Here is a 12,368-nt window from a genome sequence, read left to right on the forward strand (position 1 = left end):
TACTTAAAGACGATATATACGGCGGGCGTTTCCCGACCCGATCATCTGGGCAACGCGCACGGAATCCGCTAGCGACCATTCGTCCTGCGACAACCGGTCGGCGATCACCCGGCCGAGCGCGCGCCGGTGATTGAGCGCGCCCAGATAACACGTTTCGGCCACGCCCGCTCCCCCGGATCCGAACAGCTGCTTGTGGAAGGGCACCAGCTCCAGCAACTCCCCCAGCACGGCCGAGGTGGCCTCGCCTACGTACACGTGCGGGAACACCGCGGCCAGATGCGCCGCCTGCCGGTGGTACGGATAGCAGTCCAGCAGGATCAACGGCACGCTCAGCGGCAGCAGCGCCCGGATGAACCCGGCCAGCAGCGACGGATCCCCGCGATGCGGCCGCGGCCCGCCGTTCCCGCACGGGAACTGGATCGGCAGCGCGCGCTCCCGCGCCACGTCCACCGCGATCCAGAGCAGGAAGCGCAGCAGCACCGGATCGGCGAGCGGCTGCTTGGGCTCGGCCAGCCGCCGCCCGGCCGCCGCCAGCACCGCCCCCCGGGACGGCCGCGCCACCTCGAAATCCAGCCCATACCGGTACGCGACGACCGAGGAGAGCCCGACGCACCGGGCGGCCCGCGCCCCCACCTCCTGCTGCAGCCGGTCCAGGTAGTCCAGCGACAGCAGCCCGTCCCCGGCGACCTCCTCCTCCACCCGCTCCAGCCGGACGATCTCGTCGGCGGCGGCCCCGCCCAGCCGCCCGGTCTCGGCCACCGACAGCGCGAACGCGTCGCCGCCGCCGTCCATCAGGAACGCCACCACCCCGGCCGCCCGCAGCAGCCGCCGGTTCGCCTCCGCCGCGCCCAGCTCGGACCGCCTGGCCAGGTAGACCGCGGGCGGCACGTGCGGCTCCAGGTCGAGCACAGGCGCGCACCAGCGGCGGATAGCCATCCCGCGCGGGCTGTCGAAGTGCGTGGTCCCGGGCGGCGCGGGGACGCCGCTCTCGGCGATCAGCGTCTCGAACGCGGACCTGACCAGGTCGTCGCGGCGCACGCCGTGACAGTGCTGGTCCACCAGCGGGGCGAGCAGGGCTTCTGCGACCTGATCGGGAAGCCTGGCCTGATCGGGAAGCCTGGGGTGCATGGGCCTGCCAATCCAGATGGGCGGCCCGATCGGACCGCCCATGCTGTCGATGACGTGCGGGGACACCCAGGACTCTAGGTCGCGGTCACCCTCCGTGTCCGCCGATCACGCTCGGTTTTACCCGCACAGCCGGAGCACGTTGGCGATGATCCGGGCGCCCGCGCCGCCCTCGGTGGTGAGGATCGACTCGGGGTGGAACTGGACCCCGAACCGGCGGTTCGGCAGGTCCTCGATCGCCATCACCGCGCCGTCGGCGGTGGCCGCCGTGACGGTGAAGCCGTGCACGCCCGGGTGCTTGGCGTGCAGCGAGTGGTATCTGGCGGCGGTGAACGCCTCGGGCAGGCCGTCCAGCAGGGCGCTGTCGCCCTCCCGCTTGACCTGGCCGCGCTTGCCGTGCTCCGGGTAGGGCAGCAGTTCCAGCGTCCCGCCGGCCTGTTCGACCATGGCCTGCAGGCCCAGGCAGACGCCGAAGACCGGCAGCTCCCTGGCGTACAGGGCCTTGATCAGGGAGTCGGTGCCGAAGTCGGACGGCCAGCCGGGTCCCGGCGACAGGACGACCAGGGTGGGCGCGATCTCGTCGATCAGCTCGGCCGGGAAGCCGTGCCGCAGGGTGATCACCGAGGCGCCCTGCTGGCGGAAGTAGTCGGCCAGGGTGTTGACGAAGGAGTCCTCGTGGTCGACCAGCAGCACGGTGTGGCCCGCTCCCGGCTGCTCCCGCTCGGGGGCGGCCTCGGCGGCCTGGTCCGGGTTCCCGACGGCGGCGAGCGCGCCGAGCAGGGCGCTGGCCTTGAGCTCGGTCTCGCGCTCCTCGGCGTCGGGGTCGGAGTCGTAGAGCAAGGTGGCGCCGGCCCTGACCATGGCGACGCCGTCCCTGATCTGGGCGGTGCGCAGGGTGAGGCCGGTGTTCATGGAGCCGTCGAAGCCGATGAAGCCGACCGCGCCGCCGTACCAGCGGCGGGTGGTGGCCTCGTGGTCCTCGATGAACTGCATCGCCCAGGTCTTCGGGGCGCCGGTGACGGTGACGGCCCACATGTGGGTGAGGAAGGCGTCCAGGGCGTCGAACTCGGGGCGGAGGCGGCCTTCGATGTGGTCGACGGTGTGGATCAGCCGGGAGTACATCTCGATCTGGCGGCGGCCGATGACCTTGACCGAGCCGGGCACGCAGATCCGGGACTTGTCGTTGCGGTCCACGTCGGTGCACATGGTCAGCTCGGACTCCTCCTTCACGCTGGACAGGAGCGTGCGGATGGCCTCGGCGTCCTCGACCGGGTTGGCGCCGCGGGCGATGGTGCCGGAGATCGGGCAGGTCTCGACCCGGTCGCCGCTGACCCGGACGTACATCTCCGGGGACGCGCCGACCAGGTGCTCGCCGCCGCCGAGGCTGATCAGGAACTCGTACGGCGCGGGGTTGCTGACCCGCAGCGCGCGGTAGAACGCGGCCGGGTCGTCGCAGGGCGCGTGGAAGACCTGGCCGGGCACGACCTCGAACAGGTCGCCGCGCTTGAACTTCTCCTTGGCCTTGGCCACCACATCCGCATACCCACCCCTTTCCGGATTTTTCGGGATGTGGGTGGCTGACTGGAGGGGGTGCGTGTCGCCGGTCCTGGGCAGGCCCTTGGTGCTCGCGCCGCCCAGGGTGAAGTCGTAGGAGTACTCGACGCTGGTCTCGCGGACGCGGTCGATGACGACCAGCCGGTCGGGCAGGTGCAGGACCAGGTCCCGCTGGTCCTGCGGGCGGGTCAGCGCGAACCGGATGGGCTCGAACTGGAAGGCCAGGTCGTAGCCGAAGGAGCCGTACAGGCCGAGATGCGGGTCCTCGCCCTTGAAGGCGGCGATGACCTCGCGGATCGCGGTGAAGACGGTCGGGCGGCGGCTGCGCATCTCCTCGGGCAGCAGCTCGGCCGGCTCGGCGACCACGACCTCGACCCAGTCCTCGGTGCGCTCCCCCACGCTCTCGCCGGCCGCGAGCAGGCAGGCCGCCACGGCGGGCAGCACCACCCGGCCGCGCTCGTTGAGCGCCCGGGCCGAGATGGCGCGCCCCCTGGCCACGATCTCCAGGCACGGGTCCACATAGCCGAACGCCCATCGGCTGTAGCGGCCCGGGTAGTCCATTCCGGAGGAGAACGCCCCGCCGCGCCGCTCCCCGAGCGCGGTCACGATCTCCTCAAGCGCCGCCTCCGGCACCTCGCGCACGCCGCGCTCGACGTCGACGCCCCCGCCGGTCCTATATCGGGTGATCTCCACGTTCGCCCCTTGATCCTTTGTCGAGCCCCGGGACGAACGCAAAAAGGCCGCCCATCCGGGGCGGCCAGTGCTTACTCGCGAATGCGAAAACCTGGGTTCGACTGCCGCCGGTCAGCGGCGCCACCACTGCTGAGGAGTTCGCATGCGGGCCACAATAGCCGCCGCGACCCTAGATCGGCAATCTAACGTTGGCAAGTTTATGTCCGTTATGTTACCAATTAGTACGTGATGTCACGTGTCTCCGTTCAGCGGGACGTACCCGTACCGATGCACGACGGTGTCCGCCTGCTCGCCGACCTGTACACCCCCGTCGGCGTCTCCCGGCCCCCGACCATTTTGATCCGCTCGCCGTACGGCCGGGCGGGCATGATCGGCTGGATGTACGGCAAGTTCTTCGCCCGCCAGGGATTCCAGGTGGTGGTGCAGAGCTGCCGGGGCGGCTTCGGCTCCGGCGGGCTGCTCGACCCGCTCGGCGACGAGCACGAGGACGGCCTGGCCACCGTCGCCTGGATGCGCGCCCAGCCCTGGTACGGCGGCAGCTTCGCCATGCACGGCCCCTCCTACCTGGGCTTCACCCAGTGGGCGATCGCCGCCGAGACGCCCGACCTGCGGGCCATGGCGACCCAGGTGACCGCCTCCTGCTTCCGGGACGCGGCGTACGTGGGCGGGTCGTTCGCGCTGGAGTCGTCGCTGATCTGGACCACGCTGACGGCCGGGATGGAGGGGCGGATCGGCGGCGCGTCGGCGCTGCTGGCCCCCCGGCGGACCCGGCGGGCGGTGCTGTCCGGGCGTCCGCTGGACCAGCTGGACCTGGTGTCCGCGGGGCGTCCGCTGCGGTTCTTCCAGGATCTGCTGGCGCATCACGGGGAGCCGGCCTCGCCGTACTGGCTCAAGCGGGACTTCTCCGGGTCGGTGGAGCGGGTGGCCGCCGAGGTGACGATGACCGGGGGCTGGTACGACGTCTTCCTGCCGTGGCAGCTCAAGGACTACGCGGCGATGCGGGCGGCGGGGCGGCAGCCGTACCTGACGATCGGGCCGTGGTACCACGCGGACGTGCGGCACGGGCGGATCGCCAACGCGGACGCGCTGGCCTGGTTCCGGGCGCATCTGCTCGGGGACCCGTCGGGGCTGCGTCCCGAGCCGGTACGGCTGTTCGTGACGGGGGCGAACGAGTGGCGGGACTTCCCGGACTGGCCGGTGCCCGGGACGCGGACCCGGCGCTGGCATCTGCAGCCGGGCTTCAACCTGGGACCGGAGAACGCGGGAGCGTCCTCGCCGGACGGATACCGATACGACCCGAGACATCCGACGCCGGTGCTGGGCGGTCCCGTGCTGATCGGCAACTCCGAACCGCGCGACAACCGGCGGCTGGAGGCGCGCAGGGACGTGCTCGTCTACACCTCGCCCACCCTCACCGAGGACGCCGACGTGATCGGGCCGGTCTCGGCCGAACTGTACGTGCGGACCAGCCGCGAGCACACCGACCTGGTGGTCCGGGTCTGCGACGTCCACCCGGACGGGGTCTCGATGAACGTGTGCGAGGGCCTGCGCCGCCTGACCCCGGCCGACGTGGCCGACGCGGACGGGGTGCGGCGGGTGCTGGTGGACCTGTGGCCGATCGGGCACCGGTTCAAGCGCGGGCACCAGATCCGGGTGCACGTCGCCAGCGGCGCCTACCCCCGGATCCCCCGCAACCCCGGCACCGGCCAGGCGCTCGGTCCCGACGGGCCGATGGTGGCCAGCGACCAGGAGGTCTTCCACGATCCGTCCCGGCCGTCGGCGGTGCTGCTGCCCCAGCTGTGAGGAACGGCGCGCGGGCGGGCTGACCGTTCGCCGCGTCAACTCCACCGCTCGCCGATCAGCTTTCCGCCTGTGACGCGGGTCACTTTACGCTGCGATTCGACAATCTGTCCGACCTCCCGGAAGGAAGATGCGTTGGACGCTCCCCGCTCCGACCGCAACCCCTGGTACTGGTTGCTGACGGTCCCCGTCGTGGTCCCGCTGATCCCCGCGCTGTTCAACTCCGCCGAGCCGCACCTGTTCGGGATCCCCCTGTTCTACTGGCTGCAGCTGCTGTTCATCGGGCTCAGCGTGGCCGTCACGCTGCTCGTGTACTGGCGGACCCGGGCATGAGCGAGCACCTCACCGAGATCATCGTCTTCACCGTGCTGTTCGCGGTGGTCAGCGGCATGGGGTTCGTCGCGTCGCGGTGGCGGCGGGCCGAGAATCTGGCCAGCCTCAACGAGTGGGGGCTCGGCGGGCGGAACTTCGGGTCGTGGGTCACCTGGTTCCTGGTGGGGGGTGACCTGTACACGGCGTACACGTTCGTGGCGGTTCCGGCGTTGCTGTTCGGGGCCGGGGCGATGGGGTTCTTCGCGGTGCCGTACACGGTGATCGTGTATCCGCTGGTGCTGCTGATCCTGGTCAGGCTCTGGTCGGTGTCGCACGTGCACGGGCTGGTCACGCCGGCCGACTTCGTCCGGGCCAGGTTCGGGTCGCCGACGCTGGCGCTGCTGGTGGCGATCACCGGGATCGTGGCCACGATGCCGTACATCGCGCTGCAGCTGGTCGGGATCGAGGCCGTGCTGAAGACGATGGGCGTCTCCGGCGACCTGCCGCTGATCATCGCGTTCGCCATCCTGGCCGCCTACACCTACCAGTCGGGGCTGCGGGCGCCCGCGCTGATCGCGTTCGTCAAGGACACGCTGATCTACGTGGTGATCCTGGTGGCGATCATCTACATCCCGACCCAGCTGGGCGGCTGGGCGTCGATCTTCGGCGCGGCCCAGGCCAAGTTCGACGCGACGCCCGCGCCCAACGACGGCATCCTGCTCAACGCCAACAACCAGCTCCAGTACGTGACGCTGGCGCTCGGCTCCGCGCTGGCGCTGTTCCTCTACCCGCACAGCGTGACCGGGGTGCTGGCGTCCAGGAGCCGGGACGTGATCAAGCGGAACATGGCCGCGCTGCCGGCCTACAGCCTGCTGCTGGGGCTGATCGCGCTGCTCGGCTACATGGCCATCGCGGCCGGGATCACCCCGATCGGCCGGGATGTGAACACGGTGGTGCCGCAGCTGTTCGACCGGATGTTCCCGGACTGGTTCGCGGGCGTGGCGTACGCGGCGGTCGGGATCGGGGCGCTGGTGCCGGCGGCGATCATGTCGATCGCGGCGGCCAACCTGTTCACCCGCAACATCTACCGGGAGTACCTCCGGCCCGACGCCACCGACGCCCAGGAGGCGTCGGTCAGCAAGCTCACCTCACTGGTGGTGAAGATCGGCGCGGTGCTGTTCATCCTGCTCATCGACCCGCAGTTCTCCATCGACCTGCAGCTCATCGGCGGCGTGATCATCCTGCAGACGCTGCCGTCGATCACGCTCGGCCTGTTCAGCCGGTGGTTCCACCGGGCGGGCCTGATCGCGGGCTGGGTGGCCGGCATGACGGCCGGCATCCTGCTGCTCTACAACATCGCCAACCCGGCCATCAACCACGCCCACTTCGGCGGCTCGGCGTTCCCGCTGGAGAAGCTGGGCCTGGACACCAAGATGACGATCTACGCCGGGTTCCTGGCGCTGCTGGTGAACCTGGTCGTCGCGGTGCTGGGCACGCTGATCGCCCGCGCCGCGAAGGTCGCCGACGGCCCCGACGCCACCCGGCCCGCCGACTACTACGCCGACGCCGGCGACCCCCGCGTTAAGGATCTGGAGGTCTCCGGCTCGACCTGATCCCCTCCAGCGGCGCGGCCCCACCGGCGGGGCCGGCGCCCGGTGCGCGCGGCGGTGCGGCCGCGCCCACCCCTCCCTGGAGGCCGGAGGGCCGCCGCCTGGGCCCTCCCGCAAGCCCGGCGGTTTCCCCCCCACCGCCGGGCTTGCCGTCTTTATGGCAATAATTTGCGGTCCGCCACGTCGCGCCTGAGGGTCAGCGACCCGCCGCCTGACGACAGTCGGGAAGTATGACGCGATCTACGGGAATCGTCTCGGCGGCGGTGCTCGCCCTCGGCGCGGCGGCGGGCAGTCTCATCCTGTCCGGCGGCGCGAGTTCGGCCACGTCCGCCAACCCGGTGGACGGCAGCTCCGGCTTTCCGATCATGGTGGAGGAGGACGCGGAGCTGGCCGCCAACGGGTCGGAGGGGCCGATCGCGGTCGGCGGCGACCTCGTCATCGGGGAGCACTTCGACGTCGCGACCGGCGGGGCCGGGGCGTTCGTGGTGCCGGGGGACAGCGCGCCGACCGGGCTGCTGGTGGGCGGGGGGATCGACTTCCCGACGAGTACGTCGGGGGCGCGCGTCCAGGTGCTCGGCGACGCGTATGTGAAGATCGGCGACACGTCGGGGGTGGCGGTGTCGAGCAGTGACGGCGTCGCGCCGGCGGACACCCGGCTGACGCCCGCGAACACGGGGCGGGACGCCATGCCGGTCGTCGCGCTCGGGGTGTCGCAGCCGCCGGAGTCGGTCGGTCAGGCGGGGCTGCTGGATTTCGGGGCGGCTTTCGCGAGGTTCAGGGAACGGTCGGCGGGGCTGGCGGACTGCCCGGCCAATGTGGTGCTGCTGGGCGAGGACGGCTCGCCGCTGGCGGAGCGGGGTGGTGTTCCGGCGGGTTCCGGCGTTTCGATCAATCTGGTGGCGGGTGAGCGGAATGTGCTCTCCATTTCCGGGGCGGACCTCAACAACATCGGCACGATCACCTTTCTCGATCAGCCGGGGCCGGATCGGCCTTTGATCGTGAATGTGCGGACGGGTGAGGAGTTCACGTGGGTGGCGGCGAATATGCCGGGAATCGGGCGGGCGCAGGCGCGCTACATCCTGTTCAACTTCCCTGACGCGACGCAGCTGTTCCGGCCGAGCGGGCAGGGAGCCGCCATCGAAGGCACGATTTATGCCCCAAATGCTGATTTCGAGGACAACAACTCGGCGAATATCGAGGGCGACATCATCGTCAAGTCGCTGACCCAGGCGAACGGCGCGGCCCCCGGCGGCAGCGGCGAGTACCGGGTGGCTCCCTTCAGCGCCGACCTCAACCTCTGCGGGAAAACGTCCAGGCCGTCGGCGTCGCCCAGCCCATCCCCCAGGCCCCCTCTTTCTCGCAATCCATCTCTTTCGCCCAGCCTGTCGCCATCGCCCGAGCTGGTGGCCTCCGGCAAGCCGGCCCAGACCCCGGCCCAGACCCCGGCTCAGGCCCAGGCCCAGGCCCAGGCCCAGGCCCAGGCCCAGGCCCAGGCCCAGACCCCGGCTCAGGCCCAGGCTCGGAAGTCCGCTCAGAAGCACGCCCGGAAGCCCGCTCGGTTGCGGACCGCCGACGAGGCCCATGCCCGCCCGGCTGGGGAGCTGGGTCCCAGCCCATCACCGATGGCGACGGTGACCATGGCACCTGCGGCTTTGCCCGCGAACGCGACCTCCGTCCGGTACACCCCCCGGCACCAGCCGATTCCGCACCCTGAACCGCAAGCTCGCCCCGAGTCGCATCCGCTCACGGACTCCGAGCGACGGCCCGAGCGGGTTACGGAGCAGGTCAACGAGCAGGTGGCCGGGTCGGAGACGGGAACGGGAACGGGAACGGGAACGGGAACGAGCGCAGGCGAGGGAACGAAGACGGGCGCGGAGACAGGGACGGGGATGGACGCCGAGACGGGGACGGGGACGGGGATGCGAATTGGGGCGGGAACGGAGGCGGGAGGCCATCCGCTCCCCCATCCGGTGCCCGGACCTGCCGTCGCGCCGCGATCGCAGCCCGAGCTGCCGTTCACCGGTGCAGCGACGGAGCGGCTGCTCTGGTCGGTGTGCGCCTTCCTGAGCGCGGGAACGCTCGCGATCCTCGGCTCCCGCCGCCGTCGCCGCCGTGGCAAACACGCGAAATGAACCGCCCTGACGCCTTTACAAAGTAGATCAGCTGCAGGGAGTGACCTCTTGCACCCGTACAGAGGTCACTCCGCCCGCGTTCTCCCATCGCGCCGAACCATGATCGTCTGCGATCATCAGCGAGCCGGTCGTGAGCGCAGCAAGGGAGCGACGATGAAGCCGCCGAACGCCGAGAACGGAGGAGCCCTCTACCGGGCGAGCCTCACCGCCAAACGGATCCTCATCCTGATGGCCCTGGTGGCGGTCCTCCTCTGGGTTCTCTACCAGGTCAGAACCGTGGCCATCTCGGTCGTGTTCGCCATCTTCTTCACCGCCCTCATGTACCCCCCGGCCCGCTGGCTCCGCTCCCGCGGCCTCAATCGCACCCTCTCCACCGTGCTCGTCCTGGTCGGCGGCCTGGTGCTGTTCGCCGGTTTCATCGCCCTCCTGGTCCTCCCGACGGTGAGCGGCTTCGGCCAGCTCGGCGCCAGCGTCGACAAGGCGGTGATCGACCTGCAGGCCTTCGCCGCCTCCCTCGGCCTGGACGAAGCCCGCCTCAACGAACTCGTCGCCCAGGCCCGCACCTTCCTCCAGGAACGCGCCCAGATGATCGCCACCGGCGCCCTCACCGGCGTGACCATCGCGGGCGAGATCGTGATCGGCGCCATCCTCGCCCTCATCCTGGCCATCTATCTGGTGCACAGCGGCGACGTCCTGCTCCGCTGGGTGGCCGACCTCTCCCCCCGCGCCAGCCGCCCGCACATCATCACCACCAGCCGCGTCATCTTCGACGTGGTCGGCCGCTACATCCGCGGCGTCGCCACGGTCGGCTTCGTCGACGGCTTCTTCATCGGCCTGGCCCTGTGGATCCTCGGCGTCCCGATCGCGCTCCCGCTGGCCGTGCTCACCTTCATCGGCGCGTTCCTCCCCGTCGTCGGCGCCTTCCTGGCCGGCCTGCTGGCGGCCGTGGTCGCCTTCGTCGCCAAGGGCTGGCTGGTCGCGCTGATCGTGATCGCCGTCGTGATCCTCATCCAGCAGCTCGAAGGCCACGTGCTGGCCCCCATGATCTACGGCAAGGCCCTGGACCTCCCCGGCGCGATCATCCTGGTCGCCCTGGCCGTCGGCAGCGTCGTCGCCGGCATCGTCGGCGCCTTCCTGGCCGCCCCGGTCACCTCGGTCATCGTGGCCCTGATCCGGAACGCCCAGGGCCGCTCCCCCGGCTCAGGGCCGCCCGGCAGCACGCCGACGGACGAGCCCCCACCCGCGGAACCGGCTCCCCAGCCCGCCTGAAAACCCTTTGCGCGAGCGGGTCGCAACGCACACCCTGAGCGGGTGGTGATTCTTGAAGCCGTGTCGCTGGTGAAGCGGTTCGGAGACGTCCGTGCGGTCGACGGAATCAGTCTCACCGTCGGCCAGGGCGAGATCGCCGGGCTGCTCGGACCCAACGGGGCCGGAAAATCTACGACGCTGCACATGCTCCTGGGGCTGGTGACACCGGACTCCGGCGAGGTCCGCATGTTCGGGCTGGACCTGGCGAAGAACCGCACCGAGGTGCTGAGCCAGGTCAACTTCTCGGCGAGCTACCTGGGGCTGCCCGGCGTGCTGCACGTCCGGGAGGTGCTGAACGCCTTCGCCCGCCTGTACGGGCTGCGCCACCCGCGCAAACGCGTCGAGGAGGTCATCGACCTGCTGGAGATCGGCCCGCTGGCCCGGCGCAAGGTGGTCGAACTCTCCTCCGGCCAGCACACCCGGGTGCAGCTGGCCAAAGCCCTCATCAACGAACCCCGGCTGCTGATCCTGGACGAGCCGACGGCGGCGCTCGACCCCGACGCGGGCGACCGCATCAGGGCGATGCTCGTGCGGATCGCCCGCGAGAGCGGGACGGCGCTGCTGATCACCTCGCACAACATGCGCGAGGTCGAGCGCATGTGCGAGCGGATCCACTTCGTGTCGGCGGGGCGGATCGTCGCCACCGGCACCGCGGCCGAACTGGCCAGCGATTTCGGCGTGGACGATCTGGAAGAGGTCTTCCTCAAGGTCGCCAGGGAAGGCGCGGTCCCCGCATGACGACAAGTCCGGTTATGCCCATGGACAGTGTGGAAGGTGCGGCGGGCCTCGCGTACCCGCCGTTGAGTCCGGCCGCGCGGCGGCGGCGGATCGGCGGGGTGGTGGCGCGGGATCTGGCCGCGCTGCGGCGGAGCCCGATCCGGGTGTTCGAGATCGTGTTCTGGCCGGTGATCGAGCTGGTCGTGTGGGGGTATGTGACGCTCTTCCTGCAGGCCCAGAAGGTCCCGTTCATCGTGTCGGCGCTGCTCGGCGCGGTGCTGCTCTGGCAGGTGCTGCACCGGGCTTCGAACGAGGTCGCGATAGGCTTCCTGGAGGACATCTGGAGCAGGAACCTGCTGAACGTGCAGGTCACGCCGGTCACCCCGGCGGAGTACATGACCGGCCTGGTGCTCTTCTCGCTCACCAAGATCGCGGCCGGGATCACCATCATGGCGCTCCTCGCCTACGCCCTGTACGGCTTCGGCCTGCTCACCATCGGCATCGGCCTGGTGCCGTTCATGGCCGTGCTGATGGTGATGGGCTGGTCGCTGGCCATCGTGGCCATCTCCTGCGTGCTGCGTTTCGGCGAGGGCGCCCAGGTCATCGCGTGGAGCCTGGTCTTCGTGTTCCAGCCGCTGGCGGGCGTGTTCTACCCGGTGTCGGTGCTGCCGGAGGCGCTGCGGGCGATCTCGGCGTTCGTCCCGGCCACCCACGTCTTCGAGGGCATGCGCGCGGTGCTCAACGGCGGCGCCATCCCGTGGGACCGGCTCGGGGCCGCCGCCGTCCTGGACGTCGCCTACGTCGCGCTCGCCCTCTGGCTGTACGGCCTGACGCTGCGGCACGCCCGTACCAAGGGAAGGTTGTCCCGCTTCGGGGAGTAGCCGCCTGTATACGAGACCGGCATGCCGCGCAAACCATGTGGTGGGATCGGGCGTCCACCTGTTGGAATGGACGATCCCATCAGGACCGAGGATCTGGGCGACGCGGAGCTGCGCGTGCGCCTGGTTCTCATCCACGCGCTGCACACGGAGGCGGAGAAACTGCTGGCCGTGACAGCCGATCCGAGCGAATAAAACGGGCCCCCTTCGGGTGCGGTAAGGTGCCGCTGGCAAGGAGG

General features: G+C 70.5%; 10 protein-coding genes. 8 read left to right on the forward strand and 2 right to left on the reverse strand.

Annotation, left to right across the window (positions count from 1 at the left end):
• Positions 1 to 3 precede the first annotated feature (3 nt).
• The gene (locus Acor_RS18835) at positions 4 to 1,128 is read right to left on the reverse strand and encodes an amidohydrolase (RefSeq protein ID WP_155337995.1); all 1,125 of its coding nucleotides are present in this window, start codon (positions 1,126 to 1,128) and stop codon (positions 4 to 6) included.
• Between the two features lie 117 nt (positions 1,129 to 1,245).
• Entirely contained in the window at positions 1,246 to 3,372 is a 2,127-nt protein-coding gene (locus Acor_RS18840; protein WP_155337996.1) for an anthranilate synthase component I, read from the reverse strand.
• 228 nt (positions 3,373 to 3,600) lie between these two features.
• On the opposite strand from Acor_RS18840, the gene Acor_RS18845 reads away from it, so the two are divergent.
• The 8 genes from Acor_RS18845 (at position 3,601) to Acor_RS45475 (ending at position 12,324) form a co-directional block, all read left to right on the forward strand.
• The gene (locus Acor_RS18845; RefSeq protein WP_218034363.1) at positions 3,601 to 5,175 is read left to right on the forward strand and encodes a CocE/NonD family hydrolase; all 1,575 of its coding nucleotides are present in this window, start codon (positions 3,601 to 3,603) and stop codon (positions 5,173 to 5,175) included.
• 132 nt (positions 5,176 to 5,307) lie between these two features.
• Positions 5,308 to 5,505 (forward strand): DUF3311 domain-containing protein, encoded by a 198-nt coding sequence (locus Acor_RS18850; protein WP_155337998.1) that lies wholly within the window; start codon positions 5,308 to 5,310, stop codon positions 5,503 to 5,505.
• The gene (mctP, locus tag Acor_RS18855; RefSeq protein WP_155337999.1) at positions 5,502 to 7,097 is read left to right on the forward strand and encodes a monocarboxylate uptake permease MctP; all 1,596 of its coding nucleotides are present in this window, start codon (positions 5,502 to 5,504) and stop codon (positions 7,095 to 7,097) included. The genes Acor_RS18850 and mctP overlap by 4 nt, the downstream gene beginning before the upstream one ends.
• 227 nt (positions 7,098 to 7,324) lie before the next feature.
• Positions 7,325 to 9,226 carry a choice-of-anchor A family protein gene (locus Acor_RS18860; protein WP_155338000.1) on the forward strand — a complete coding sequence of 634 codons (1,902 nt, stop codon included), beginning with the start codon at positions 7,325 to 7,327 and terminating at the stop codon, positions 9,224 to 9,226.
• Between the two features lie 153 nt (positions 9,227 to 9,379).
• On the forward strand, positions 9,380 to 10,495 hold the full coding sequence (locus Acor_RS18865; RefSeq protein WP_155338001.1) for an AI-2E family transporter: 1,116 nt from the start codon (positions 9,380 to 9,382) through the stop codon (positions 10,493 to 10,495).
• A 42-nt stretch (positions 10,496 to 10,537) separates the two neighbouring features.
• The gene (locus tag Acor_RS18870; protein ID WP_155338002.1) at positions 10,538 to 11,272 is read left to right on the forward strand and encodes an ABC transporter ATP-binding protein; all 735 of its coding nucleotides are present in this window, start codon (positions 10,538 to 10,540) and stop codon (positions 11,270 to 11,272) included.
• Between the two features lie 20 nt (positions 11,273 to 11,292).
• On the forward strand, positions 11,293 to 12,132 hold the full coding sequence (locus Acor_RS18875; protein ID WP_170316993.1) for an ABC transporter permease: 840 nt from the start codon (positions 11,293 to 11,295) through the stop codon (positions 12,130 to 12,132).
• A gap of 66 nt (positions 12,133 to 12,198) precedes the next feature.
• Positions 12,199 to 12,324 carry a hypothetical protein gene (locus Acor_RS45475; RefSeq protein WP_281353239.1) on the forward strand — a complete coding sequence of 42 codons (126 nt, stop codon included), beginning with the start codon at positions 12,199 to 12,201 and terminating at the stop codon, positions 12,322 to 12,324.
• Positions 12,325 to 12,368: the final 44 nt, after the last annotated feature.

The organism is Acrocarpospora corrugata (assembly GCF_009687845.1).
Lineage (GTDB): Bacteria > Actinomycetota > Actinomycetes > Streptosporangiales > Streptosporangiaceae > Acrocarpospora > Acrocarpospora corrugata.

Coding starts and splice junctions, on each gene's coding strand:
- Acor_RS18835 (WP_155337995.1), bottom strand. CDS start 1,128: ATGCACCCCAGGCTTCCCGATCAGGCCAGGCTTCCCGATCAGGTCGCA.
- Acor_RS18845 (WP_218034363.1), top strand. CDS start 3,601: ATGTCACGTGTCTCCGTTCAGCGGGACGTACCCGTACCGATGCACGAC.
- mctP (WP_155337999.1), top strand. CDS start 5,502: ATGAGCGAGCACCTCACCGAGATCATCGTCTTCACCGTGCTGTTCGCG.
- Acor_RS18860 (WP_155338000.1), top strand. CDS start 7,325: ATGACGCGATCTACGGGAATCGTCTCGGCGGCGGTGCTCGCCCTCGGC.
- Acor_RS18865 (WP_155338001.1), top strand. CDS start 9,380: ATGAAGCCGCCGAACGCCGAGAACGGAGGAGCCCTCTACCGGGCGAGC.
- Acor_RS18875 (WP_170316993.1), top strand. CDS start 11,293: ATGGACAGTGTGGAAGGTGCGGCGGGCCTCGCGTACCCGCCGTTGAGT.
- Acor_RS45475 (WP_281353239.1), top strand. CDS start 12,199: ATGGACGATCCCATCAGGACCGAGGATCTGGGCGACGCGGAGCTGCGC.